This is a genomic window from Mucilaginibacter flavus (assembly GCF_030409315.1).
Lineage (GTDB): Bacteria > Bacteroidota > Bacteroidia > Sphingobacteriales > Sphingobacteriaceae > Mucilaginibacter > Mucilaginibacter flavus.
Genome location: NZ_JAUFPS010000083.1, coordinates 1 through 23,358 on the forward strand (window position 1 = coordinate 1; position 23,358 = coordinate 23,358).

Annotated in this window: 21 protein-coding genes; 4 read left to right on the forward strand and 17 right to left on the reverse strand. The window is 42.1% G+C overall.

The features are described 5' to 3' along the window. Window positions 1-100: 100 nt before the first annotated feature. From QWZ17_RS24510 to QWZ17_RS24530, 5 genes are all read right to left on the reverse strand, one after another. On the reverse strand, window positions 101-985 hold the full coding sequence (locus QWZ17_RS24510; RefSeq protein ID WP_290307966.1) for an alpha/beta hydrolase: 885 nt from the start codon (window positions 983-985) through the stop codon (window positions 101-103). Window positions 986-1,126: 141 nt separating this feature from the next. Further along, window positions 1,127-1,504 (reverse strand): hypothetical protein, encoded by a 378-nt coding sequence (locus tag QWZ17_RS24515; protein ID WP_290307967.1) that lies wholly within the window; start codon window positions 1,502-1,504, stop codon window positions 1,127-1,129. A 63-nt stretch (window positions 1,505-1,567) separates the two neighbouring features. Continuing rightward, complete coding sequence (locus QWZ17_RS24520) at window positions 1,568-2,452, reverse strand: alpha/beta hydrolase (protein ID WP_290307968.1); 885 nt, start codon at window positions 2,450-2,452, stop codon at window positions 1,568-1,570. Between the two features lie 30 nt (window positions 2,453-2,482). Further along, the gene (locus QWZ17_RS24525) at window positions 2,483-3,445 is read right to left on the reverse strand and encodes an MBL fold metallo-hydrolase (RefSeq protein ID WP_290307969.1); all 963 of its coding nucleotides are present in this window, start codon (window positions 3,443-3,445) and stop codon (window positions 2,483-2,485) included. 340 nt (window positions 3,446-3,785) lie between these two features. After that, on the reverse strand, window positions 3,786-4,880 hold the full coding sequence (locus QWZ17_RS24530) for an AI-2E family transporter (RefSeq protein ID WP_290307970.1): 1,095 nt from the start codon (window positions 4,878-4,880) through the stop codon (window positions 3,786-3,788). Window positions 4,881-5,169: 289 nt separating this feature from the next. On the opposite strand from QWZ17_RS24530, the gene QWZ17_RS24535 reads away from it, so the two are divergent. After that, window positions 5,170-5,346, forward strand: coding sequence for a DUF6496 domain-containing protein (locus tag QWZ17_RS24535; RefSeq protein ID WP_290307971.1), 177 nt, complete (start codon window positions 5,170-5,172; stop codon window positions 5,344-5,346). Between the two features lie 65 nt (window positions 5,347-5,411). Here the strand turns inward: QWZ17_RS24535 and QWZ17_RS24540 are convergent, their stop codons facing one another. The 5 genes from QWZ17_RS24540 to QWZ17_RS24560 form a co-directional block, all read right to left on the reverse strand. Beyond that, window positions 5,412-5,915, reverse strand: a complete 504-nt coding sequence (locus QWZ17_RS24540) for a hypothetical protein (protein ID WP_290307972.1) — start codon at window positions 5,913-5,915, stop codon at window positions 5,412-5,414. A gap of 19 nt (window positions 5,916-5,934) precedes the next feature. Further along, window positions 5,935-8,028 (reverse strand): M48 family metalloprotease, encoded by a 2,094-nt coding sequence (locus tag QWZ17_RS24545; protein ID WP_290307973.1) that lies wholly within the window; start codon window positions 8,026-8,028, stop codon window positions 5,935-5,937. Continuing rightward, window positions 8,029-9,000: a Gfo/Idh/MocA family protein gene (locus QWZ17_RS24550; protein ID WP_290307974.1), complete on the reverse strand. Its 972-nt coding sequence runs from the start codon at window positions 8,998-9,000 to the stop codon at window positions 8,029-8,031. 97 nt (window positions 9,001-9,097) lie between these two features. After that, complete coding sequence (gene mgrA / locus QWZ17_RS24555; protein ID WP_290307975.1) at window positions 9,098-10,099, reverse strand: L-glyceraldehyde 3-phosphate reductase; 1,002 nt, start codon at window positions 10,097-10,099, stop codon at window positions 9,098-9,100. 97 nt (window positions 10,100-10,196) lie between these two features. Then, window positions 10,197-10,544, reverse strand: coding sequence for a winged helix-turn-helix transcriptional regulator (locus tag QWZ17_RS24560; protein WP_290307976.1), 348 nt, complete (start codon window positions 10,542-10,544; stop codon window positions 10,197-10,199). Between the two features lie 145 nt (window positions 10,545-10,689). Here QWZ17_RS24560 and QWZ17_RS24565 point away from each other — a divergent pair, with 145 nt between their 5' ends. Further along, window positions 10,690-11,151 (forward strand): lipocalin-like domain-containing protein, encoded by a 462-nt coding sequence (locus tag QWZ17_RS24565; protein ID WP_290307977.1) that lies wholly within the window; start codon window positions 10,690-10,692, stop codon window positions 11,149-11,151. 187 nt (window positions 11,152-11,338) lie between these two features. On the opposite strand, the gene QWZ17_RS24570 is transcribed toward QWZ17_RS24565, so the two are convergent. From QWZ17_RS24570 to QWZ17_RS24600, 7 genes are all read right to left on the reverse strand, one after another. Next, window positions 11,339-12,745: a bifunctional folylpolyglutamate synthase/dihydrofolate synthase gene (locus QWZ17_RS24570; protein WP_290307978.1), complete on the reverse strand. Its 1,407-nt coding sequence runs from the start codon at window positions 12,743-12,745 to the stop codon at window positions 11,339-11,341. A gap of 117 nt (window positions 12,746-12,862) precedes the next feature. Continuing rightward, window positions 12,863-13,675, reverse strand: coding sequence for an energy transducer TonB (locus tag QWZ17_RS24575; RefSeq protein WP_290307979.1), 813 nt, complete (start codon window positions 13,673-13,675; stop codon window positions 12,863-12,865). A 120-nt stretch (window positions 13,676-13,795) separates the two neighbouring features. After that, complete coding sequence (locus QWZ17_RS24580; RefSeq protein WP_290307980.1) at window positions 13,796-14,194, reverse strand: ExbD/TolR family protein; 399 nt, start codon at window positions 14,192-14,194, stop codon at window positions 13,796-13,798. Beyond that, window positions 14,191-14,904, reverse strand: coding sequence for a MotA/TolQ/ExbB proton channel family protein (locus QWZ17_RS24585; protein WP_290307981.1), 714 nt, complete (start codon window positions 14,902-14,904; stop codon window positions 14,191-14,193). Before QWZ17_RS24585 ends, QWZ17_RS24580 begins: the two co-directional genes overlap by 4 nt. Further along, window positions 14,901-16,052 (reverse strand): HU domain-containing protein, encoded by a 1,152-nt coding sequence (locus tag QWZ17_RS24590; RefSeq protein WP_290307982.1) that lies wholly within the window; start codon window positions 16,050-16,052, stop codon window positions 14,901-14,903. The genes QWZ17_RS24585 and QWZ17_RS24590 overlap by 4 nt, the downstream gene beginning before the upstream one ends. A gap of 35 nt (window positions 16,053-16,087) precedes the next feature. Next, window positions 16,088-17,980 (reverse strand): porin family protein, encoded by a 1,893-nt coding sequence (locus tag QWZ17_RS24595; protein WP_290307983.1) that lies wholly within the window; start codon window positions 17,978-17,980, stop codon window positions 16,088-16,090. Between the two features lie 35 nt (window positions 17,981-18,015). After that, window positions 18,016-21,141 carry a tetratricopeptide repeat protein gene (locus QWZ17_RS24600; protein WP_290307985.1) on the reverse strand — a complete coding sequence of 1,042 codons (3,126 nt, stop codon included), beginning with the start codon at window positions 21,139-21,141 and terminating at the stop codon, window positions 18,016-18,018. Window positions 21,142-21,415: 274 nt separating this feature from the next. On the opposite strand from QWZ17_RS24600, the gene QWZ17_RS24605 reads away from it, so the two are divergent. Next, window positions 21,416-22,510 (forward strand): hypothetical protein, encoded by a 1,095-nt coding sequence (locus QWZ17_RS24605; protein ID WP_290307986.1) that lies wholly within the window; start codon window positions 21,416-21,418, stop codon window positions 22,508-22,510. Between the two features lie 290 nt (window positions 22,511-22,800). Further along, a complete protein-coding gene (locus QWZ17_RS24610; protein ID WP_290307987.1) occupies window positions 22,801-23,307 on the forward strand; it encodes a GbsR/MarR family transcriptional regulator in 507 nt (168 codons plus the stop codon). The last annotated feature ends 51 nt before the right edge of the window (window positions 23,308-23,358 follow it).

Below are 23,358 nucleotides of genomic sequence, written 5' to 3' on the forward strand. Positions count from 1 at the left end.
TACTAACGGATTACTCGTGCACGTTTTTGGAAAAATAGCCGCCGCTTTTATATACCTTATTTTTTAACCCTTGATTCGCATTACTACTTGATACTAAAATTTACTTTTGCCTAAAGCTATCTCCGATAAATTCCAGGGCATCTACTATGCCAGTGCGCCAGTAGGTCCAGGTGTGGGCGCCGTCGCGGATGCGGAATTCGTGGGGGACTTTCTTTTCCATGAGAGCGATGTGGAGCAGGGAGTTTCCTTTGCTTAAGGCATCGTCATCGCCGCAATCAATCCAGTAGCGTACGTCGTTTAGTTCATCGGTTGATTTGCTTTGAATAAGGCCCAATACCGAGTTGGCTTTCCATACATTATTTAGCCTTTCGTTGCCTTTCAAATTAGGGCCAAATACGTTGCTGTAAGCTTCCGTCCAACGGGCATCGGTTACACCTACAAAATCTTCATCGGTGCGTATAGCGGCGCTTAAAGCCGCCGCAGCTGCAAACATATCCGGGTGTTTCAAACTATAAACCATGGTGCCGAAGCCGCCCATAGATAGCCCCGCGATGCCACGGTATTGTTTGGTTGTTTTGGTGCGATATTCTTTTTCGATGGTAGGGATAAATTCCTTAAAAAAGAAATCCTCATAGTTTTGCTTACCGTTATAGTTGTTGATATACCAGCTGGTTAAAGCATCAGGCATTACAATAATCATCGGCGGGATTTTACCTTCGGCGATGGCTTTATCGGCATAGCGGTTTACCTCGCCAAATTGAAGCCAGCCGGTTTGATCGTCGCCATAACCATGCAGCAGGTAAACTACCGGGTAGGTACGGTTTGATGTTTCATAATCGGCAGGCAGGTAAATGGCATATTTAACGTTGTGCCTCAATATATCACTCTTCACGTTTTGCTCCTCTATAACTTTGCCCACAGGGATGTTCTGCGCAAACAAAACAGAGGGTGAGAGGAGCAGAAGAATTAAAATAAATCTTTTCATAGTATCAAGTAATAGTTAGATGTGCAGATTTCAGATGTGCAAATATGCAGATGATTATAATGTCTGATCGACAAATTTGGGTTTTCAAATTTTTAAATTAGCTAATATCATCTGCACATCTGAAATCTGCATATCTGCACATCAATTATCAATTATCCACGGTTCTTCGCCGGCTAAGGCTATTTTGTTGGTTGTGTTGTCAATTTTAAATGTCCAGGTCAGGTAATCGTTTTTGTCGTTTTTAATATCGCTGCAGGTAAAAAAGTAGTATACCTTAAAGCTACATTTGAGTGAACCGGATAAGGTTTCCTTATCAAACTTAGTATCAGCAATAGTAAACTCCCTAACCTCCGGCGATCCTCCATCATCATGATAATAGGATGCTAGGCTTCGGCAAAAAGTGTAGTGAGCATCTTTATCCCCAATCAAATTGTCCCAAAACTGTTGAATTGAAATTTCTCCCTCCATCAATTTTGAAAGCTCATTTTCCGATGCCGATAATTCAAAATCTTTTGTCATATACCCGAATGCCTATCGCCAACCTGTCTTACTACTTACTACCTGATACTTACTACTAAAAAGCTATTTCTGCCTAAAGCTATCGCCCATAAAATTTAGCGCGTTGGTGATGCCGGTTCGCCAGTAGGTCCAGTTGTGGGCACCGTCGCGTACACGGAATTCATGCGGTACTTTTTTCTCTATCAAAGCAATGTGCATTAGCGAGTTGCCTTTGCTTAAGCCGTCATCATCGCCGCAATCAATCCAGTATCTAACTTTAGTCAGGTCGTCGGTTGTTTTACTTCCAATCAGCCCTAACACGGAGTTGGCTTCCCAGGCCTTGCTGAGCCTATCCTTCCCCTTCAACCCACGACCATACAACTGACCAAACACACGCTCATAATTATCATCGGGCATATTGGTCAAATCCTCATCCGGAAATACCGCCGCGCTCAACGCCGCCACTGCCGAAAATAGTTCCGGGTGTTTAATGGCATAAATCATGGTGCCGTATCCGCCCATGGATAAGCCTGCTACGCCCCGATAACGTTTTTCGGTTTTAACCCGGTAAGCCTGTTCTATATGGGGGATAAATTCCTTGATAAAAAAGTCTTCATATTTTTCCTTACCATCGTACGAATTGATATACCAGCTTGAATCGGCATTGGGCATAACAATAATCATTGGCGGGATGGTACCATCATTAATTGCCTTATCGGCGTAACGGTTAACCTCGCCAAATTGAAGCCAGCCGGTATTATCATCAGTGTAGCCATGTAACAGGTAAACTACCGGGTAGGTGCGATTGGCTGTTTCGTAGTCGGCAGGTAGGTAAATGGTATATTTTACGTTACGCTTTAAAGCTTTGCTTTTAACGGTTTGCTCCTCAATTACTTTTCCCTGCTGTGCAAAAGCGGTGCTTACGCTTAACAAAAAGCAAAATAGCAGGCATTTTTTTAACATTTTCATTCTATAAAATGGTTTAGTTTTAGGTAACTATTAAAAGGTGAGTGGTTTACCCTGCTGCGGGTAAATCAAATTTAACCGCAATTTATTTTCCAGTTTTAGCTCGGCTTTTATTTTTACAATGTTGATCGCAGGCGGTTTTAAATGGGTAACAACAATGTTTAAGCCTTTTATGGCGTCGGTACCCGTAAGGGCGGCAAGCTTGTCCATTTCTGCCATGAGCCAATGCGGGGTAAGGTGACCAAACAACGTTTTATCCGGCTGCTCATCGGGGAACGATACTTCAATCATAATGGCTTTTAACTGTTTGGCTTTTATCAGCGGTGCTATAGCTTGCCAAAGGTTTTGCATATTGGTGCTTTTTTCAATGGTATCGGCACCTGTATCGCCCAGGTATAAAGTGTATGCATCGGCACTATGCACTAAAAATGCGGTGCTGGTTAAGTTGGAGTGACTCAATGGAAATGCCTGCACTTTCATGTCGGTATTTTCAATAGCCGTTTCGGTACCTGGAGTAAGTGGCTGATAGCGAAATTTCTTTAAGGCAGGTGCTTCGCCCTGGTCCGCAAAATTAGCCCAGCTTGCCCAGGTGAAATAATGGTTTTTAAGCGTTTCTAAAGTGCTTTGCAAACCGTAAATATTTTTAGTACTATCATCTGGCGAGTTAATGATCAAACCCGCAAGGTGATCAAGATGCGCGTGCGATATAAAATAACCTTTTATATACTGCCGTAGCACTTTTTCGGCAGGTACATCAAAAGCTTTGTTCTCAACTGCCTTTACAATACCGGCATGTAGGGTTCCGGCATCAAGGCACACATAGTTGTTGGTACCATTTGTGGCCAGCATATAAGCCGATAGGTTACTTTCATCAATACCACCTAACACGCCTAAAGGTACCAACCTGAAAGCCGGCTTATTTTTAACCTGGGCCGACGAAAAAAATGGCAATAGCCAACATAAAACAATAATTATTGAGGTGTATTTACGGGTCATTACAGGTAGTTTTTCAAATGCTATATGGGCAAATGTTCAACCACTAAATTAATGATATAGCCGTTAATTAAACAAAATAAATAAGTTTTAAAAGTGGTACCTGTTAGCAAGGCAGTTTTCACAAAAGAACTTTTTTATAGGGAGCCAAAACAGGAATGTTTTAAGGAGTACGCCTCTTCGGCGGCGCGTATCTAAAATTTGCTTGCACTTTTTGCACCTGTACACCGGGCGCGGATCATCGTTAACAATTTGCATTACTTTAATCAGGGGTATCTGTAAGATACAAATCTATATAAAATGCCTAATAGTTAAGGGTTGATGTAACTTTTTTATTACCAATTTATTCGGTTTCCATTTCCTCAGCAACTTTTTTGTTAGACTCGTAGTCGCCGCCAAGCAGGTAGCCCCAGGGTTTAAGGCTTTCTATCCTGTCGAAAATGATTTTGAAAATAGCAATAACCGGGATAGAAAGAAACATGCCCGAAAGCCCCCAAATCATTTCGCCCAATATAATACCTATAAAAGAGATGAGCGCATTGAGCCGTACTTTTGAGCCTACGATGGTAGGCAGTAAAAAGTTGGCATCAACCGCGTGTATGGATATTACGCTGATAACCACGGTAATTGCTTTGCTGATGTTACCCGTGGCAAAAGTGATAACCGTACTAAGCACCAGGGCCGAAAAGATGCCTATGTAGGGTATAATGTTAAACAGCCCCACTATAATGCCCAGCAAAACCGCGTATTTGATACCAATAAGCCAAAAAACGGTGATAGCCACAGTGGCTACTATAGCCATTTCCAATAAAAGCCCTAAAATGTATTGTCTTAATATAGATTGGATGTTTTCTACAATATCCATCACCACCGCATGATTTTCGTCTCTGAAAACCCAGATAATAAAGCGGATGAGCAGGCGCCTGTATAGTAATATAAAAAAGGTAAAGATGAGGATAAACACATAAAAAATCATCAATGACGATACCGCGCCAAAAGTGGTGCTAACTACATCGGTGCCAGATTCCATTATCTTCTTGGAGGCATCCTGTACATATTTAAGCTGGTTATCGGCATCAATATGGAAAGCCGATTGTACCCATTGCTGCAGATCATGAAGTGACTGCTCTACCTGTTTTTTTAGCATCGGCCAATCATGACTGAGGTTTGAGATCTGCGATCCTACCAGGTACAAAATACCGCCAACCAGACCCACTAATAATAAGATAGATACCAACGACGACATGCTGCGCGGCAGCCTGAGTTTTTTCTCCAGGAAATTTGAGACCGGCAGCAATAAAATAGCGAAGATAAAACCGAAGATGAGTGGGTCAAGAATATCTTTTCCCACTATAATAAGATAGCCCAGTGCCAGGAAACCAATAAGCGTAAGTGCAAGTCGTTCGTAAAAAGGTGCTATTAGTTTTTTTGTTGGCATATGGTAGGGGATTTTTCCTGCTTTATTTTGATGGATAACGTTTAGTTAAATGAGATGTTTGAAGATAGGAAATTTAGTTTGCAGTTGCCAGTTATAAGTGGGCAGTTCTCAGTTTGCAGTTACCAGTAAGGGGTTGGCAACAGGCAGTTCTCAGCCTATAGTTCGAATATTTTCTAATTTTTCTACATTATTTGCCTACTGCCTAACTGTTTACTGTCCACCGATGATTGAAAACTGCCAACTGGCCCACGTTTTGCTTTAGTTGATATATCTACTAAAAAACAATGTTATGGCAAAGTATTCAGAAAAAGCGAGTGAAAAGGTTGCAGAAACTATGCACGAAATGAAGGAAGGGAAATTGAAAAGCGGCAGCGGTAAAAAAGTAACCGATAAAAAACAAGCTATTGCGATAGGTTTGTCTGAAGCGCGAAAAGAAGGAGCGAAAGTGCCGAAGAAGAAGAGCTGATCGTGGGGCCAAATTCGCGAGAGCCTTACGAAGTTTTTAAAACTTCGTAAGGCTGCATTCTTCAACTATTTAAAATCAGTTGCAATCCAGCTGGCCAGGTTGCCTTCTTTATTAATCTCGATGATCTTTTCAACTTCGGGGTCGGTTTGATGGCTTGGCTCAACGTTGTATTTGGCAATCATGGCCCGCAGGGCAAAAAGATTGGCGGCGTTACGATCAAAATCTGTTTTATGCTGTAACGCAAATTTGGCGTATTGCGATGTGTAAGTAAACATCAATTCCGGGTTTTTATCGCACAACGCATCTACTGTTTTGTTTACAGATACTTTAACGTTGTGTGCTCCCTGAATCCAGGCCAGGATAAACAACCGGGCAGCCTGCCTTTTTTCGCGTTTATCTTTCCAGCCTGTTTGTTGCAGCCAGTCGGCGGTGCTGATGACTTGTGGTTCGTACATTTCAAAGTCGGCATCGGTTTGTAAAACGTAATGCATCGGCACATCAAATTTTTGCGCTTTGGCAGTAAAGCTGAAAGTAATAGTAATAAGTATCAGTAAAAGCAGTTGTTTCATATTGTTTTTATAGGGTTAATTATTGCAAACCAGCCTGGAAGTTCAGGAGGTCTTTCTTTATTTCGAAATTACGTTTGGATACAGCGGATATATAGGCGCTAACACCGGCATTAAAAATGGCTATAGCCGCGTTATCGTATTTGGGTTCATAATAATACATCCATTTCGAGGATAGGTATTTATCAAGCGCCTGCACCTGTTCGTCGACTAAATGTTGCCGGGTTTCCTCATCGGCAATAACGGTTTCAATTCTCGGTTTCAACTCGCGCTCGTATTTATAAACCTGGTTAACGGTGCGGTTAATGTTTTCTACCGTCATGGTGTTATAAACATTATTGAATACCGTCATGGTATTATTATACAATTCATAATCTTTAACAGCATCGGTCTGGTAATGCAGCAGCTTACGGTATTTTGCAATCAGCATTTCGCTTTCCGGCTCAGTTTTGCAAGCGTTATAAAAATATATAAATATGTTTTTGTCCAATGTTTCCTGTTGTTTAACTGCTTCCTGCCGTTCCTGGTCTATCAATTCTCTAACAGCATCGGCTTGCTCAGCTTTGTATTTATTGCCCTTGTAATCAAATGTTTTCACATCTTTTTGGGTAATGGCAAGCGTATCCAAAATGGCCATATCCTGTTGCATCCTTTCAATCCTTTTACGCAAGCCACAATGGGCATCGGTAAACAACTCATCAAAAACGGGCTTCACGTTTGCTGCTTCTTTTATTGCTTTATCTATATCAAACGCCGTTATGCTACGTTCATCATAATAGCCTTTGTAAAGGGCGTTAAAAGAGTTTTCGTTAACCGCTTTGTAAAAGTCGGTCTTAAAATCGTCAAAGTTGATAACAGAAAAATCGGGGTTTAGTTTCGTTGTGGAATAAACATCATTGGTGAGTTGTGTTTGCAGCTCATCGACATTATTAAATAGTAACCAGGCCGGTTGGCTAACCGCCGGGGCATCAAGGTTGATTTTTTTTAAAGCAGCTTCGCGATCTTCCTTTGAAGGGTGCGATGACCATTGATTGTTAATCACAATCTGGCTGGTATCGTTTACCTGTAAATCGGCGGTAATAATGGGCAGGCCGGCATTATCAACCTGTATGTTTTGCTGCTTTGCAAAATGCCTGATCATTTCCATTTGCTGCGGATAAAAATTGGCAGACCGCTGGTTATCCCGAAAGCGACGATCCCAGTAATTGAGTAAACCAGAATAGCAAAGCTGCCCAATTTCAATACGTTTTAATGACGAGATCATTTGGTTTGAGCCGCTCACATAAGCAGCAGTAGCATCGGCATGAAACTCCATCTCGCGCGATAAGGCCAGGTAAGTTTTATTGACAATTACATAAATTTTTCTGAGGATGAATTGCATAGCCTCAATAATTTTAATGTTGACCCATGCAATGGCCCTGAATATGTTATGGATGCGGGCAAAGCCGTTGATGAGTTTTCCATATCCCTCATTATCATAAAGCATATTGTAAATAACCTTGTTAAGGTTATAAACGTAACTGCCAAATTTCATACTCCGTTGCGAAAAATGCCCAAACTCATGCGCCATTACCGCCTTAAACTCCGATATGTTTACCGCGTTAACCAACCCCAAACCAATTTTAAGGTTCTTTTTAACGGGGAAAAACATACTCCAAAAGCTGGAATCATAAAACACGCCGGCGTTTACATCGGCCGATATAAAAATCTTTTTAGGGAAGGGGGCCTGTGCTTCGGTTGTTAATTGCCTGATGAATGCAAATAGCTGGGGTTGCTCTTCTTCGGTCACTTCCATCATACCGGAGCGATCCGTAGGATTGCTTTTAAACAGGAATTTGATTACAAAGAAAAACAGGATAAATGCCGCGCCTATAAATGCCGCCCCGGCTACCAGGCCAAAAAATGATGTAAGACCAGATATAATGGCAATACCCAGGTAAACAAACGCGATAGCAATAGCTATGGCCGCCAACAATAAAATGAGGTAGGTAATTAAAAAGAGAAAAATAGCGCCTATTGACCGGTAAACCTGTTTGTTAAATGATTTGGAAGGTTTGAGGATCTTTTTATCGGCTCCGGCAGGCATCGGCGGAAACGAAAAGGCGGTATTGCTCATCTATTTTGGAATGGTAAACGCGTCAATAATATCCATTAAAACAACGGCCTCATCAATAGAGCAAGGATTAGGGCCTTCGTTTTTGAAATAGGCCACAATTTTTTCGATCATGGGTTGCTGAATATGCTGCGGATGCTGAAAAGTGATGGCTTCCTCTTCGGTATCGGTTTTCCAGCTTACGTAATTGCCGAAAAACGGGAAGGTGATTTTCCCTTTAGTGCCGATAATTTCGCAGGTGTCGGTAGTAAGGCTTTCGGCTACGTTAAAGCACCATGAGCCATTAACAACAACGCCATTTTTAAACAATATTTCGCCGCAAACATGATCATCGGCCGGGGTACTTGCCGATTGATTGAGCGAAAAACCATGGTACTTTTCCGGTTCGCCGAAATAATAAAGCATCAAATCTAACTGATGCGGGGCAAGGTCATGAAAGTACCCACCGCCAGAAAACTCGGGCAATACCCGCCAGTTGGTAGCGGTATCAGCAATCAGCTTAGGCTTGCGGCTTTGCCACATCCTTATTTGTACGGTGCGCACATCGCCAACCGTTTTATTATCCAATAGCTCTTTCACTTTCAAAAACATGGGCACCGCCCGGCGGTAATGCGCTACAGTAAGCTTGGCATTGCCTTTTTTTACGGCAGCATCCATTGCCTTTGCTTCGGCGGCGTTGCGGGTAACCGGTTTTTCTACATATACATTAAAGCCTTTTTCAAGGGCGTTTAAAGCATATTCCAGGTGCGATGATGGGGGCGTGGCAATATAAACGGCATTGATGCCGGCTTCGCTCATCATGGTGTTGGCATCGCTGTACCATTTGCTTACGTTATGGCGTTGCGCGTAATCTTCGGCCTTGGCAGCGTCGCGGCGCATTACGGCAATAAGATCACTATCTGCCACTTTTTTAAATGCTGGTCCGCTTTTAAGTTCTGTTACATCGCCGCAACCAATAATTCCCCATTTGATCATAAAGAAAGCCCCTCTAAATCTCTCCGCTGGTTAGCGGGAGACTTCAAAAATTTTATTTTAACTGAAAATTGATACAAAACCCTATAAATTCCCCCTTTTAGGGGGCCAGGGGGCTCAAAATTGTTTCGATCTGTGCCAACTCATCGGCAGAGAATACAATATTATCCAGTGCTTTTAATGAATCGGCCAATTGCTCGGTTCTGCTTGCACCTATCAGTACCGATGTTACGCGCTTATCTTTTAACAGCCAGGCCAGGGCCATTTGTGCTAACGACTGGCCGCGTTGCAGGGCCAAATCGTTAAGACTCTTAATCTGGTTTAACCGAGTATCAGTAAGGTGACTGGTTTGCAAGAAGCCTGTTGGCCTTGCTGCTCTTGAATCTTCAGGAATACCCTGCAGGTATTTGTTAGTCAGCATACCCTGTGCCAATGGCGAAAACGGAATACAGCCTACGCCTTCGTTGCCCAGTACATCCAGCAAGCCACCTTCCACCCAACGCTCAAACATGGAGTATTTAGGCTGATGGATAAGACATGGCGTGCCCAGGTCTTTTAATATTTTGATCGCTTTTTCGGCTTTATCGGCAGGGTAATTGGATATACCGGCATACAAAGCCTTGCCTTGCCTAACAATAAGGTCAAGCGCGTTCATGGTTTCTTCTAACGGTGTTTCGGGATCAGGGCGGTGGTGATAAAATATATCCACATAATCCAGCTGCATGCGTTTTAAGCTTTGATCAAGGCTGGATACCAGGTACTTTTTTGAACCCCAGTCGCCATAAGGGCCATCCCACATGGTGTAGCCCGCTTTGGTGCTGATGATCAGCTCATCGCGGTAACCGCGAAAATCTTCCTTCAATATCCTGCCAAAATTATCTTCGGCAGAGCCCGGAGGCGGCCCATAATTGTTAGCCAGATCGAAGTGGGTGATGCCGCTATCAAAGGCCAGATGCAAAATTTTGCGGTAGTTTTCGGTTACGTCAACGCCACCGAAGTTGTGCCACAAGCCTAACGAAATTTCGGGTAACTTAATACCGCTGTTGCCGCAGCGGCGGTATTGCATTTTTTTGTATCTATCGGCAGATGGAATATAGGTCATATGTATAAAAGGTAAGATTCAGTGTTTTTGATGCCCGTAAAAATAGAATTTTAATCAGAGTTTTTAGCTGATTCGGCAGGATAGTATCGCAAATTGATTATTTGAAACTGCCTGGTAAGGCATCTACATTGTTAGCCACCATTTGTTGTTTGGCCCAATCGCGCAGTAACGATAAAAAAGGGAGCAGTTCTTTGCCTGTCTCGGTGAGTTCATATTCAACCCTTGGGGGCACTTCAATATACACCTTGCGGACAATGAGTCCGTCGTCCTCTAATTCGCGCAGGGCCTGGGTAAGCATTTTGGGTGTAACACCGGTTACGGTTTTACGCAGCTCACCATATCGATGTATACCGGAACGTAGTCGCCATAAAATGCGACCTTTGTATTTGCCGCCAATGCGTTGAAAGGCGTAGTCAATTCCACATTTAGGCAATGGTCGTTTCATTTTTAGCGGTATTTGAAAATAAAGTGACTGATTTACAGCTTGCACACTTTTAAGTAACCGGGTTACTTTTTTGTGCCTACTTGATAAAGGTACAGCACAAATATAGCTTTGAGGTATGAAAACCAAACTGATAACAATATTTTGTATGTTAAGTAGCCTTTTTGCATCTGCTCAAACCAAAGACGCTAAACTTACCGGCACTTATGAGCTGTTGACCGTTGATAATATACTGGCGGATGGCAGCAGGGTTCATTTATATGGTGATAACCCCCAGGGCTTGTTAATATTTGATGCACAAGGCCATTATACCCTTCAAATTTATAACCAGGACCGCCCTAAATTTGCCGCCGCTGATAAGAGTAAAGGCACCGATGAAGAAAACCGGGCAGCGGTTAAAGGCAGTAATGCCCATTTTGGTACTTATACCATTGATGAGGCCAATGGTTCAATAATTTTCAATATTGAACATGCTACGTTTCCCAATTGGGAAGGTGCAAAGCAAAAACGCCCTTTTACGTTGATAGGTAATGTGTTTAAGTATACAGTTCCTGCGCCTACCACAGGAGTCGCGGTTACTGGGGAGGTGGCGTGGAAAAAAGTGGAGTAATTAACAGGATTTTTCCTCTTTAAGTTGGTCTTTTGTGCCTACCGATAACAAGTTGTAGAGCCAGACTTGCGAAGTTTTTAAAACTTCGCAAGTCTTTCAACCAGTAGTTGTTTTGGGGAGAAGACTATAACCTTAAGACGCAATTGCCTTGTTATTCTGTTAATTCTAAAATTCTGTTAATTCTGATTCAGACAACTTCCGCAACCACAAAAGTACTACCGCCAACAAAAACCAGGTCACCATCGCCGGCATTACTTTGTGCTGATAAGAAAGCCTCTTTTACAGATGCATAAGCTTCACCATGCAAATTAAAGCCTTCAGCTTGCAGCTTTAGGCTTTCAGCATCTAAACCCCTTGGAATATCGGGTTTCGAAAAATAATAGGTTGCATTGGTGGGTAGCATGTTTAAAACCTTGGTGATATCCTTATCATTTACCATGCCTATCACAAAATGCAGGTGCTGGTAATTAACCGCTGAAATGTTTTTCAATACCTCTTGTATCCCATCGGGATTGTGGCCGGTATCGCAAATGGTAAGCGGATTGGTACTCAATGTTTCCCAACGACCGTGTAAACCTGTGAGGGTTTTTACTTGTGATAAGGCGTTGCGAATATCCTCATCACTAATCTTGAATCCTTGTTGCCGTAGTTCATCAACAGCTATTAAAACTGTTTTTACATTTTTAAATTGGTAGGAGCCGGTTAGATCGAGCTTCAGGTCCGAAAGTCCGGGAGTCCGAAAGTCGGGAAGTCCGGAAGGCGGAAAGTCCGAAAGATTGGAGTTTGGTGAGTCGGCAGATATAGTTTTTCTCTTTAAGCTAAGCTCCAGAAAGTTTCTTGTCTTTTCAACCTCCACATCTTCTGACTTCCGGTCTTTCTGACTTTCCGACTTTCCGACTTCCGAACTTTCCGACGCAAATAAATCAGATGCAAAAACAATTTCTGTCCCCACTGCAGCCGCTTTATCAATAAATATCTGTGCTGTTTCAGGCTGATTTTCGCCAATAATTACCGGGATGTTGTGTTTAATGATACCCGCCTTTTCGCCGGCTATGAGTGGTAATGTATTACCCAGCAGGTTCATATGATCCCAACCTATATTAGTAACGATAGATAACAAGGGAGTGATGATATTGGTAGAATCCAACCTTCCACCTAAGCCCACTTCAATGATAGCGATATCAACCTGCTCTTTGGCAAAAATGTCAAAAGCCAGGCCTACGGTCATTTCAAAAAAGGAGGGAGCAATCTCTTCAAAATCGGTGCGATGGTCGGCCACAAAATCAATTACTGATTGCTCGTTGATCATTTGTCCGTTAATGCGGATGCGTTCCCTGAAATCTTTAAGATGCGGTGAAGTATATAAGCCGGTTCTATAACCCGCGGTTTGTAAAATAGCCGCCAGCATATGCGATGTTGAACCTTTTCCATTGGTGCCACCAACATGAACGCTCTTAAACTTATCCTGCGGATTGCCCAGGCGTTTGCAAAGCTCAATGGTATTATCAAGGTTAGCCTTATATGCCGAAGCCCCATCACGCGTAAACATGGGCAGTTGGGTATATAGGTATTGGATGGTTTGTTGGTAGTTCATGTGTTCAGTTGGCAGTTTTCAGTTGGCAGATAGCAGTCGATTTGCTGGCTGTCAATTATACCTGGCAAAACTATTAAATTGGATTTGCAAACTGCAAACTGATGCCTGCAAACTGAATTAATTTACCTTAAACACAAATACCACTGTACCAATTTGAGTATCGGGCGCGGTATCTAAAGAACTTATTTTAGCGTTCCTTACAGCGTTTTCGCATTTTTCGATGAGGCTATAGTCGGATATAGTGGTGCCGCGGGTAGCTTTGGCATAAATTACGTTACCGGCTTTATCTACGTGTATCTCAACCACTATTTTACCGGTAAAGCGATTGCCGTCGTCAATGCTTGGTTTGCTTACAAAGTTACGTTGCGATAGGTTTAAACTACCGCCGTTGCCAGATCCTGTTCCGTTATAGTTATTGGTCAGGGTTGATCCGTTTGGTTTACCCTGGTTGCCCGGCGTCGATCCTGTACCATCGCCTTCGCCGGTGCCTGTAGTGGCTTTGCCTTTGTAAAGCGCGTTTTGGTTAACGGTTGGTTTAGGCGTAGCCTTAGTTGGCGCTGTGGTCGCCACGGCCGCGGTAGCCTTTTTGGTAGGCGGCGTAACTTCTGGCGCGTCTTCTGTATTTTGGGTAACTACATCTTTTTGGCTGCTTTCGGGAGTTGGCTTTTCTTCAGTAGGAGGGGCAGGTGTAACCTTGGTAGGTTTTACATGATTGGCTTTTTCGGCTACCGAAGGCTCTTCGGTACTCATATAATCGTTACCCATGCCTTCATCAACAGTGCCGTAATTCACCAATATACCGCCGGTGCCTTCCTGCTCTTTAGGCGGATTTTTAAACACAATAAAATAACATGCCGCTATCAGCACAGCCATAATAATGCCTGTTGCCAAAAAAGCCTTCGGATAGTTATTTTCTTCCCTGTATTCCATTTATTATTGAGTAGTAAGTATCAAGTAGTAAGTATCAAGACAATAGCTTTGTTCATATCAGGCTGTAAGAGTTATACTGCTCATTTTAAAATCTTACTACTTGATACTAACTACTTACTACTATTTAGGTTCCGTTGCCAAAACCAGTTTAATGTTTAATTTTTGTGCTATATCCATTACCTGTACCACATCTTGTATGGCTACTGTTTTATCAACAGATAAAACTATGGTAAGTTCATTAGCTAATGATTTGTAGGTTGATAGCTGGTTCATCAACTGATCTACCGGCACTTCCTTTTTATCAACCGTATATTTTAAATCTTTGGTGATAGATACGTTGATGGTTTTTTTAGATATCGACTGCCCGCTTGATGATTTTGGCAATACCAGCTTTACCACGTTGGGGTTGGTAACGGTAGACGCGATGAGGAAAAACAAAAGCAGGAAGAACATGATATCGTTCATGGCCGAGGTATGGATCTCGGCCGATGCACTTTTATGTCTTTTTCTTAAATTCATTTGCTTGGCTCCTCTAACAGGTCAATAAATTCAATGGCATCAGTTTCCAGTTTCAGGATCACTTTATCAACCATCATATTTAAAATATGGTAGCATACATAAGCTACTATACCTACCAATAAACCGGCGGCAGACGTTACCATTTTTACATATAAACCACCAGATATTACACCCATGCTGATGTTATCGGTTTTTGATATATCATAAAAGATCTTGATTACACCAAATATGGTACCTAAAAAGCCAAACATCGGTGCTATACCGGCTACAATACCCAATATGCCAATGTTTTTTTCCAGCTTGGAAACTTCCAGCTTACCCACGTTTTCAATAGCGCCTTCAATATCTTTAATAGGCCTGCCAATACGTAATAACCCTTTTTGCAGCATGCGGCCCAGTGGCGTATTGCTGTTACGACAAATGGCAATGGCCGATTCCAGGTTGCCTGAGTGGATGCTTGCACGCACCTGTACCATTAGGTTTGATTCGTTACGTGAAGCTTTACGAATGGTAAAGTAACGTTCAAAAAATATAACAAGACCTAATACGGCCAGTATACCAATAGGGATCATTACCCAGCCACCTTTAATAATCAGGTCGCCAAAGCGTAATTCCTCTGCCGGGGCTGTTAATTGTGTGGCTGCGTGATTTGCCGTATCTACTAAGTGCTTTGCTGTATCAGTTACTTGTTGTACGAATAATAAAGTCATTTCTGAGTATTAGGAAGTTGTTGAGAATATGAATTTGAAGTTGGCTCTATTTTTTTAGATGCAATTAATTTTAATCTTTCTTTTTCAGCGTCTGCAAATGTTGGAAAACTACCAATGATTATCTTGATCCGTTTACCGGTCCCTGGCCCTGTTAATATCCTCGCGTCAAGTCCTTTAGCTTTAAAGTCATTAACAGCGTTTTCGCCTTTTTTTATCGTTTTAAACGATCCCGCAAAAATGGCAAACACCGGTTTGGCCACAGTATCCACAGGAGGTGCAACCACCGTTGTTGTTTTCTTTAACGCAGAATCGGGTTTAGAAATTGCCTTTACAGAATCAGCCGGCTTTACGGCACTTTTCAAACTGTCGGTATCATGTTTTGCTACCGGAGGTGTTTTAGTTTCGGCAGGCAGCACCATTTCTTCACCTTTACTTTTTTTCAGGTGCAACAGTTCAGGTTTAAATTTGTAAACCGTAAACAGTGCCGATCCTAAAATGATGATCACAACAAGTATGATAATCCATAAGCTTAAGCCACGGCGTTCTTCGGGCTCTTCCTCAAAGTATTCTTCCGGCTGTTCGGCTACAGGAGTATAGGCCCTGATAGGCGGTGGCAACGGCAATGGCTCGGGCGTAGTTTCGGGTTCTGAGTTTTCAACAGGAACGTCAGCTGTTGGCACCGAAACTATCGACGTCGCGGCTGCTATTGGGGTAACAACTTCCGGCTCGGCGGTTTGGTTAAGTTTTTTTATGCTGATAGGCTCGTAACCAAAAAATTCGGCTGTATCGGTTTTGTTTATTTGGGATTTGAAAGCGATTTTGCCTTTATCCATAAAAAACCAACCCAGATCGGCAAAAGCCACTTCTTTTAACGATGCTTCCTGCTTTAAACCTGAAATATATTTATCCGTAAAGTATTTGGACGAAGCCAGCGAGATCTTCTTTTTTTCGGCAATATAGTTGGTTAGCGTATCGTCGCCTTCGATGGGTTGGGCATTAAACTCTATTTTATAACCCGGCGGATAAAACTTCCGTTCCGCGTCATTATACCATGCATTTACACGTACATGTACAAAATGGCCCAGGCCCGGTACACTTATTTGTCCGTGCTCACTTAATAGTTCGCTTAAGTAATTGGCTATATCCATTCGTTAAAAATACGGTAATTTATAAACTTCAAAGCTTAAAATGAGTAACCGACGCCGCCAAAGATATTAAATCCGTAGTTAGGATAGTATATCCAGGTTTGATAACCTGCGTTTAAAATGTTATTTGCCTTGCCAAACACCGTAATTTGTGGCGTAACCTTGTATTCAACCCCTCCGCTTAAATCTGCAAATGAACTGATAGAACGGTTTGCCGTTAACAACGCTGTATTTGGCGTAGGTGTACCCAGCGGACCTGGCGTTATACCAAATGGCCTGTCATAAGTATTACCACGAATTAGCAATGAACCGGTTATGCTTACTTTATTGTTGATGTGAATAGCGGTACCCGCGGTTAACAAAAACTTAGGCAGGTTCCAGGCTTCCTTTTCTGTCGCCATTGAATAATCCTTAAACTCAACGCGGCCAAAAATGTTTACATCGTCGGTGGCTTTAAAGTCAAGTTCGCCATTAAAACCGTTAACACGTGAACGACCGTTATCGTAAATCACTATAAATTTATAACCTTCGGCTGTTTGGTTACTAACCAATAGCGGCATATCCTTTACGCTGTTGCGGAAAACCGATGCCTTAAAGCTTAAGCCCGGTGCAAGGGTGCCTTTTAAACCGGCGCTGATATCTAACTGATCAACGGAGTTTTTAAGCTGGATGTTTTTATCAATGTATGGGTTGATATAAGCAAAATCGCGGATGGATGAGCGGTTGATATCGCCTTTAGCTTCCACAAATAACCTTACATATTTAGGGATTACCTGGTACTCTAACTTAGCAGCCGGGAACACATAAAAACGGTTAAAATCGCCAAACTCCTTGGCAATGTTTACACCCGCGTCAATTTTATAGTTGGTTCCCTGAAATTTGATATATGGGTTTAACCTTAAAATACTGTTGTTTAAGTTGTAAAGGCTATCCTTAGGATTGCTCAAATCAACAGAAGCGCTTAAACCGGTATAAAACTGTTTTATGGTTTGGTTTAAAAAGCCCGAAATAACGATGTTACTTTCCTTAGCCTGAAAAGCGTTGCTGAATGAATAGGCTTTTAATTTTACCGCGTAAGTAAAATCGTTTTCAACATCTTTAAAGTTTTTAGCTAATTCTACTTCGCCGTTAATATCGCTAAAGTGTTGTTTTAATGGTGTAAAAGTTAAAGGAATAGAATCCGGGTGACCGTAAAAATAAACGCCCTGGCGTTTGTAACCCAAACGACCGGTGATAGTATTTTCGGCGTTGATGCTTTTGATAAACACACCAACTTCGTCCTTACTTTCGGTTTGTTTATTCCATGAACCTGATTGCGAAAAGTGTTTCAGGAAACCGCCAACCTGCAGGGCCTGGTCGCGGCCGTTGCCAAAGTAAGCTTCGCCAAATAATGTTTTTAAACTTCCAACACCTGCTTTAACATAGTTGTTCTGCAGTACGGAATCTTGTTCGGCAGGTCTTTTTTGGGCTTCCAGTTGTTTAATTTCCGAATCCTGGTCTAACTTTTTATCCAAGGGGGTGTAAGCCAATGGTGCTTTAAAAGGCACCTTATCTTCCAGATCGGGGTTTCTGCGAATTTTTACCGCATCGGCCAATACCGGTTTGTAGGCAGTGGTTACTACAATCTCGTCAGATATGCTGCCCTGGTTTTGCGGATTATTGCCATTGCCGCCTTTTTTTGTGGTATCCTGGCTAACTTTTGCTGCCGCATCGCCCAGGTTTTTGGAGCCATTTGCATCAGCTGTTTTTTTAGTGCCCGGCTTTGTAGTAGTCTTTTTCGCGGGTGCCTTGGCAGGAGCTTTGGCTGGCGTTTTTGCTTTAGCGGTTTTTACTGTTGCCTTTTTAGCGGGTTTCTTTGTTTGTGCTTGTGCAGGTACAAAGTATAATGCTATTAATAAGGTAAGCAGCGTGTAGGTGTATCTTGAGTTCATTGCTTGTCTTCTTTTTACTATTCTTCGTAATCCTGTTAGTTTGTTTTGGTAGTATCGGCTTTGGCTTTGGTGGTATCAGCAGGCGCAGCAGGAGTTTCCTGTATGGCTGCAGGTGCCACTATTTTGCCCTTTTTACCAGAGTTGATAGCTTCTAACTGTTGTTTGGCGGTTGGCAATATATCATCATCGGCTTTGTAGTTTTCAATGATACTTTGCAGGGTTGCTTTTGCCTGGAAATTATCTTTTAGCGCCACATAGTTGTCAGCAAGTAAAATGTAGGTTTTGGCTATCCAGTAATCGTAGTTAGGCATCTCTTTTGCCAAGTCGAAACACATTTTTTGCGATGTTTTGTACCTGCCTTTTAAATACTCAACCAAAGCAACATTATATTTTGCCTCGGCAGCTGCAACTGTTTTGGTATTGGTAATGGTGTAGTTTAACTCCTTAACCGCGGCTGTGGTATCACCTTTTTGCAGGTAAGCTTTACCTGCGTATAAACCGGTACGGAATTTATCTTCCTGGGCTGTTTTATCATTATCCCTAACCAGTTTGGCGTAGTTAAGCGCGTCATCGGGCATTTGCATTTCTGAGTAGCACAATAACAGGTTATTGATGGCGTAGGTGTAATCGGCCTTGTACTCGGCGTTGGTTTCTAATCTTTTCAGGAACACAACGGCCTCGTTATATTTCTTTTGACGGATGTATAGGTTGGCCATTGCCAGTAAAGATTTTTCGCTATAGGCGCTTGTCCAGTCGTTTAGGATAAAGTTGTAATCAACCACGGCTTCCTGTGTACGGTTAAGGTTGGTTAAGGCCTGTGCCCTGATAAAGCGGGCCTGCTTTTCATAGATCTGTTTACCCGGGAATTTATCAAAATAGGCATTAACAGCACCTAAGGCGCCCTGCCAGTCGCCTTTTAAGTAAAGGTTGTTGGCGGCAGTAATCATGATGCTTTCCTGGTCGGCAGCGGTATAGTTACCAATTGGGGTTGTACCGGCATAGGCAATAAACGTTTGCGCGTCGCCTTTATCGGTATAAATTTTTTCAATTTGTTTAAGCGCCTGTTTGGCCTCATCGGTTGATGAGTAATCCTGTACCACTTTTTTAAATGATTCCACAGCCAAATCATCATTGCCGGCGTTGTAATCAATTAAACCAATGGTAACCAAAGCACGAGGGATATAACTGCTGCGCGGATACTTTTGTATCATGGCCTGCAAATCTGTTTTGGCCCTGTCGCCATCTGTTTTCAGGAAATAGGTGTAAGCAATCTCAAACGACGCGTCATCGGCATAGTCAGAGTTAGGGAACTTGTTCAGTACATCATTCAGGGTACTGATTTTGGTATCTAACGAACCCTGTAAACCCTGGATCATACCACGTTGAAACAAGGCATAATCCTCACCCTGTATGTGCATCGCTATGATGCGGTCGTAATATTCCATGGCTTTGCTGTAGCTTTTCAATACAAAATAGCTATCACCAATACGGGTTATGGCGTCATTTTTAGTACTCTCGTCTTTAACATCGCCGGCTAAAAACTTTTCGAAATAGTTAGCGGCTTTTTTATACTGCTCGCCGTAAAATGCCGCGTAAGCTAAAGCATAGTTAGCGTAGTTGGCCACGTCGGTTTCTTTAGCCTCTGGCATAGCCAAAAACTGCTCAAACGTTTCAACAGATTCGCTGTACTTACGCACCTCATACATGGCTTCGGCCATCCAATAGGTAGTTAAAGCGGCTGTTTTACCATCAACCGGGTTTTTAAGTGAACGGAGGAAGATGCCTATCGCGTTTTCAAAAGCACGTTCGTTGTAAAATTCCAAACCACGGTAGTAAGTAACTTTTTGGTAAGCTATCTGCGCGCTTTCTGATTTATTGGGAATAGGTTCCAGTATTTCAACCGCTTCTTTGTAGTTACGTGAGTTTAGCAATTCCTCGCCTAATAAAACCTTCATCTCGTCGTTACGGCGCGAGCGGGGATAATTTTTAAGATATAAACGGGTAGCCGCTAAAGCCTCGGTATTAAAATCAAGTTCGTACGATAGCTTGGCGTATTCATACAACGCATCTTCCTGTAATTGTTTATCAAAAGTTAAGCGCGACGCGTTTAGGAAAGCGTTACGGGCGCTTTGTTTGTTGTTTAGTTTCAGGAAAACATCGCCCAGTGTATAGTTACCATTTTGGCTGTACACGTCTTTTTGCTCAACCAGCTTTTCCAGCTCAACAGCAGCCTGGGCATAATTGCCAACCTTATAAAAAGTATAACCTATCTGGTAGCTATCCTGCGTGTTTTGGGTGCGGCCCTGATCCCTGTCCTGGAAACGGCCGTAATATTTCACCGCGTTATTAAAATCGGCTTTAGCAAAGTACGATGCGGCTATAATGCGCAGCATTTCGGTTTCGTTTAACTGGTGGGTATTGTTTACAATGGGTACAGCATAGCTAATAACATCATCATAACGTTTATCTAAAAAGTAAACGGCCGAAATATAATAAGGGTAGCTGTTTTCATATTTCTTTGATTTTTTTAGCCTTTCAAAGTTTACCAAGGCTAAGTGATAGTCTTTGTTTAAATAAGCTATGTAGGCAAAGTAATAGGTAGCATCCTCGGTAAACTCTGTTTTTTTTGCTTTTACCTCGGCAAAAAGCAGTTGAGCGTCTTTATAGTTGCCTATCGAAAAATAAGCATAACCTTTGCGGAATTTGTATTCGGTATTGTCATGCCCATTAAGTTCGCCGGCCTGTACCTTATCAAACCATTGCAGCGATTTTTCATAGTTGCCTTGTTTAAAGTACGATTTACCTATTTGGAAATAAGCCAGTTTGGTAAGCGGATTTTCGGGATGTTCCTTAATGAAACGCTGAAACATGCTTTCGGCGTCGTCATTATTCAAATTAAGGGCGCAATAAGCTTCATAGTACTGGCTGTTTTCTTTAACCAGCGACAGGTCCGATTCAAACTGCGGCTGAGTTGTGGTTTTAAGCCGGGAGGTTTCAACAAGGCGAAATTGCTCCGCAGCCGCCACATATTTACCCCTGGTCATCAGATCAATAGCTGAATGATAAGTGTTGTAAATTTGGTTGGACTGGTTTTGCTGGGCAAGTGCTGTTGAAGCTATAAAAACGGGAATTAGCAGGGGGATGTATCTTTTTTTGATCATAAAGCGCATACTAACGATGGTGCTAAATTAGCGAAACGAAAAAGGGTAATTCACATAAGTAGTTAACAAATGTGGAAAACACTTTTATTAACGAAGGTAATACTAAAGATGATATGCGTGTGGAAAACTTTAAAATTGTTGCCCTTTTCACGCTGTTAAAACGATTAAACCGCAAATAATCAATGGTATTTACCAGGAGCAATTTTTTGAACTGTTAAACGTAATATAATGATATGTTTGTGGCGTAACCAATTTTACTTTATCTATCTCATCCATGTTTGCAGTAATAAATGGTCTGTTAAATAGAAGATTGTTTTTAGTGTGCATTTTGTTTTTGCCTTTGTTTTGTAATGCACAAAAAATAAACGGGCCAATTGTTTTAGATGGGCCGCAATTTATAATTCCGGCAACTGAATTTTACATAGCCGGCCTTGTTGATGAGCGAACCGACCGTAGCGCCGTAGCATGGCTATTGCCGGCATCGGTAAACCCAACCAGCCCAACCTATGCTGTTGATCTAAAAGATGGCTTTGTAGCCAGTATTAAACAATTTATTGGTAAAAGCCTGCCTTTAGATAAAAGTTTGCGCCCTGTTATCATTCGCATTAAAACATTAAGGGTTGATGAGGTACTGCAGAAGGATGGGCACGTAGATGGTAAGTTGAGTGTCAATTTTAGCTTTAATTTGAAAAAGGAATCAGGGGAGGCGCATTTGGTCGATTATCGGGGTGGTTTAAATTACGCACGTGGCCAAAACCAGCAAATGGATATTGCCACTATAGTGAGTAACGGATTGTGGGCTTCGTTAATATATTTTAACACCTGGATAAATAAACAGGCCGATGGCAACATCAAGCTGGCCAAAGGGGTAAAGCTTATTTTTGACGATTACACCGAACAGCCAGAAGGGGATACCATTTATTACTCGGCTAAAAGACCCTTAACCTGGACCGATTTTCAACAAAAACCGCCTAACAGTAAATACGAAGCCGAGGTATTTCCGAGTTTTGGTTACAATGAGCGCGTTGAAATAATAAAAAGCGTTGTGAATGTACACCTCAGTTTAAAGGCCTATTTGCCTAAAAGCGCCAGCTGGGTAAAAAGCGGTGCCCGTACGGATTATAACTTAAACCACGAACAGCGACATTTTGATATTGTAAAGCTGATTGCCGAACATTTTAAGCAAGCCTTACTAAAGGAAAAGTTTACCGTTGATAATTACGACGGCCCCATAAATGTTCAATTCCTCGACTCTTTCAGTGAAATGAACCAACTGCAGGAACAATACGATGGCGATACCGCCCACGGCACAAACCCCGCCGCGCAAAGCGAATGGAACAAGCGGATTGATAAGGAACTGGGGAGGTAGATGTGCGGATGTGCAGATTTCAGATGTGCAGATGCGGAGGTAGATGTGCAAATTTCAGATGTGCAAATGGGGGAATTATTTTAAGATTTAAAAATGATCAAATTCTGGTAGTGCAATGGCAACAAGCAAATTTTCAGAATCCTGTTAATTCTTTAATTCTGAAAATTAATTTCAGAAAATAACCATTTCCCATCAAAAACATCATCTGCACATTTGAAATCTGCATATCTGCACATCCTAATGTTTTTCATTTATTTTTGAAAGTTTAAAAACTTATCTATATTTGCGTTATGGAATTGGCAGAAGCGAAGCTAAAGTTTATTGAGGCCTGGGGTAAGTTGGGATCGGAGTGGGGTATTAACCGCACAATGGCGCAGGTTCATGCTTTGCTAATGGTTTCGCCCGAAGCTTTGACTACCGAAGAAGTAATGGCCGAGCTGAGCATCTCCCGTGGCAATGCCAACATGACTTTGCGCGATTTGATAGATTGGGGCCTGGTTGAAAAACAACACAAAACCGGCGAGCGTAAAGAGTTTTTCTTTGCCGAAAAAGATACCTGGGTAATTGCCCGCCGAGTGGCCGAAGAACGTAAAAAACGTGAGCTTGACCCGGTACTAAAAATTTTAGGTCAATTGACCGAAATTCAGGGTGATGAAAAAGATCCGGCTTTTAAAACCTTTAAAACATCGGTAACAGATATTAACAAGTTAGCCAAAAACGTGAACAATACCTTAGAAACCATGCTGAAGGCAGAAGAAAGCTGGTTTTTTGGTTCGATATTTAAAATATTCAAATAATATTTTTTTAACTTAAAATTTCATTTTTTCCTGAAAATTCAATAATTAATA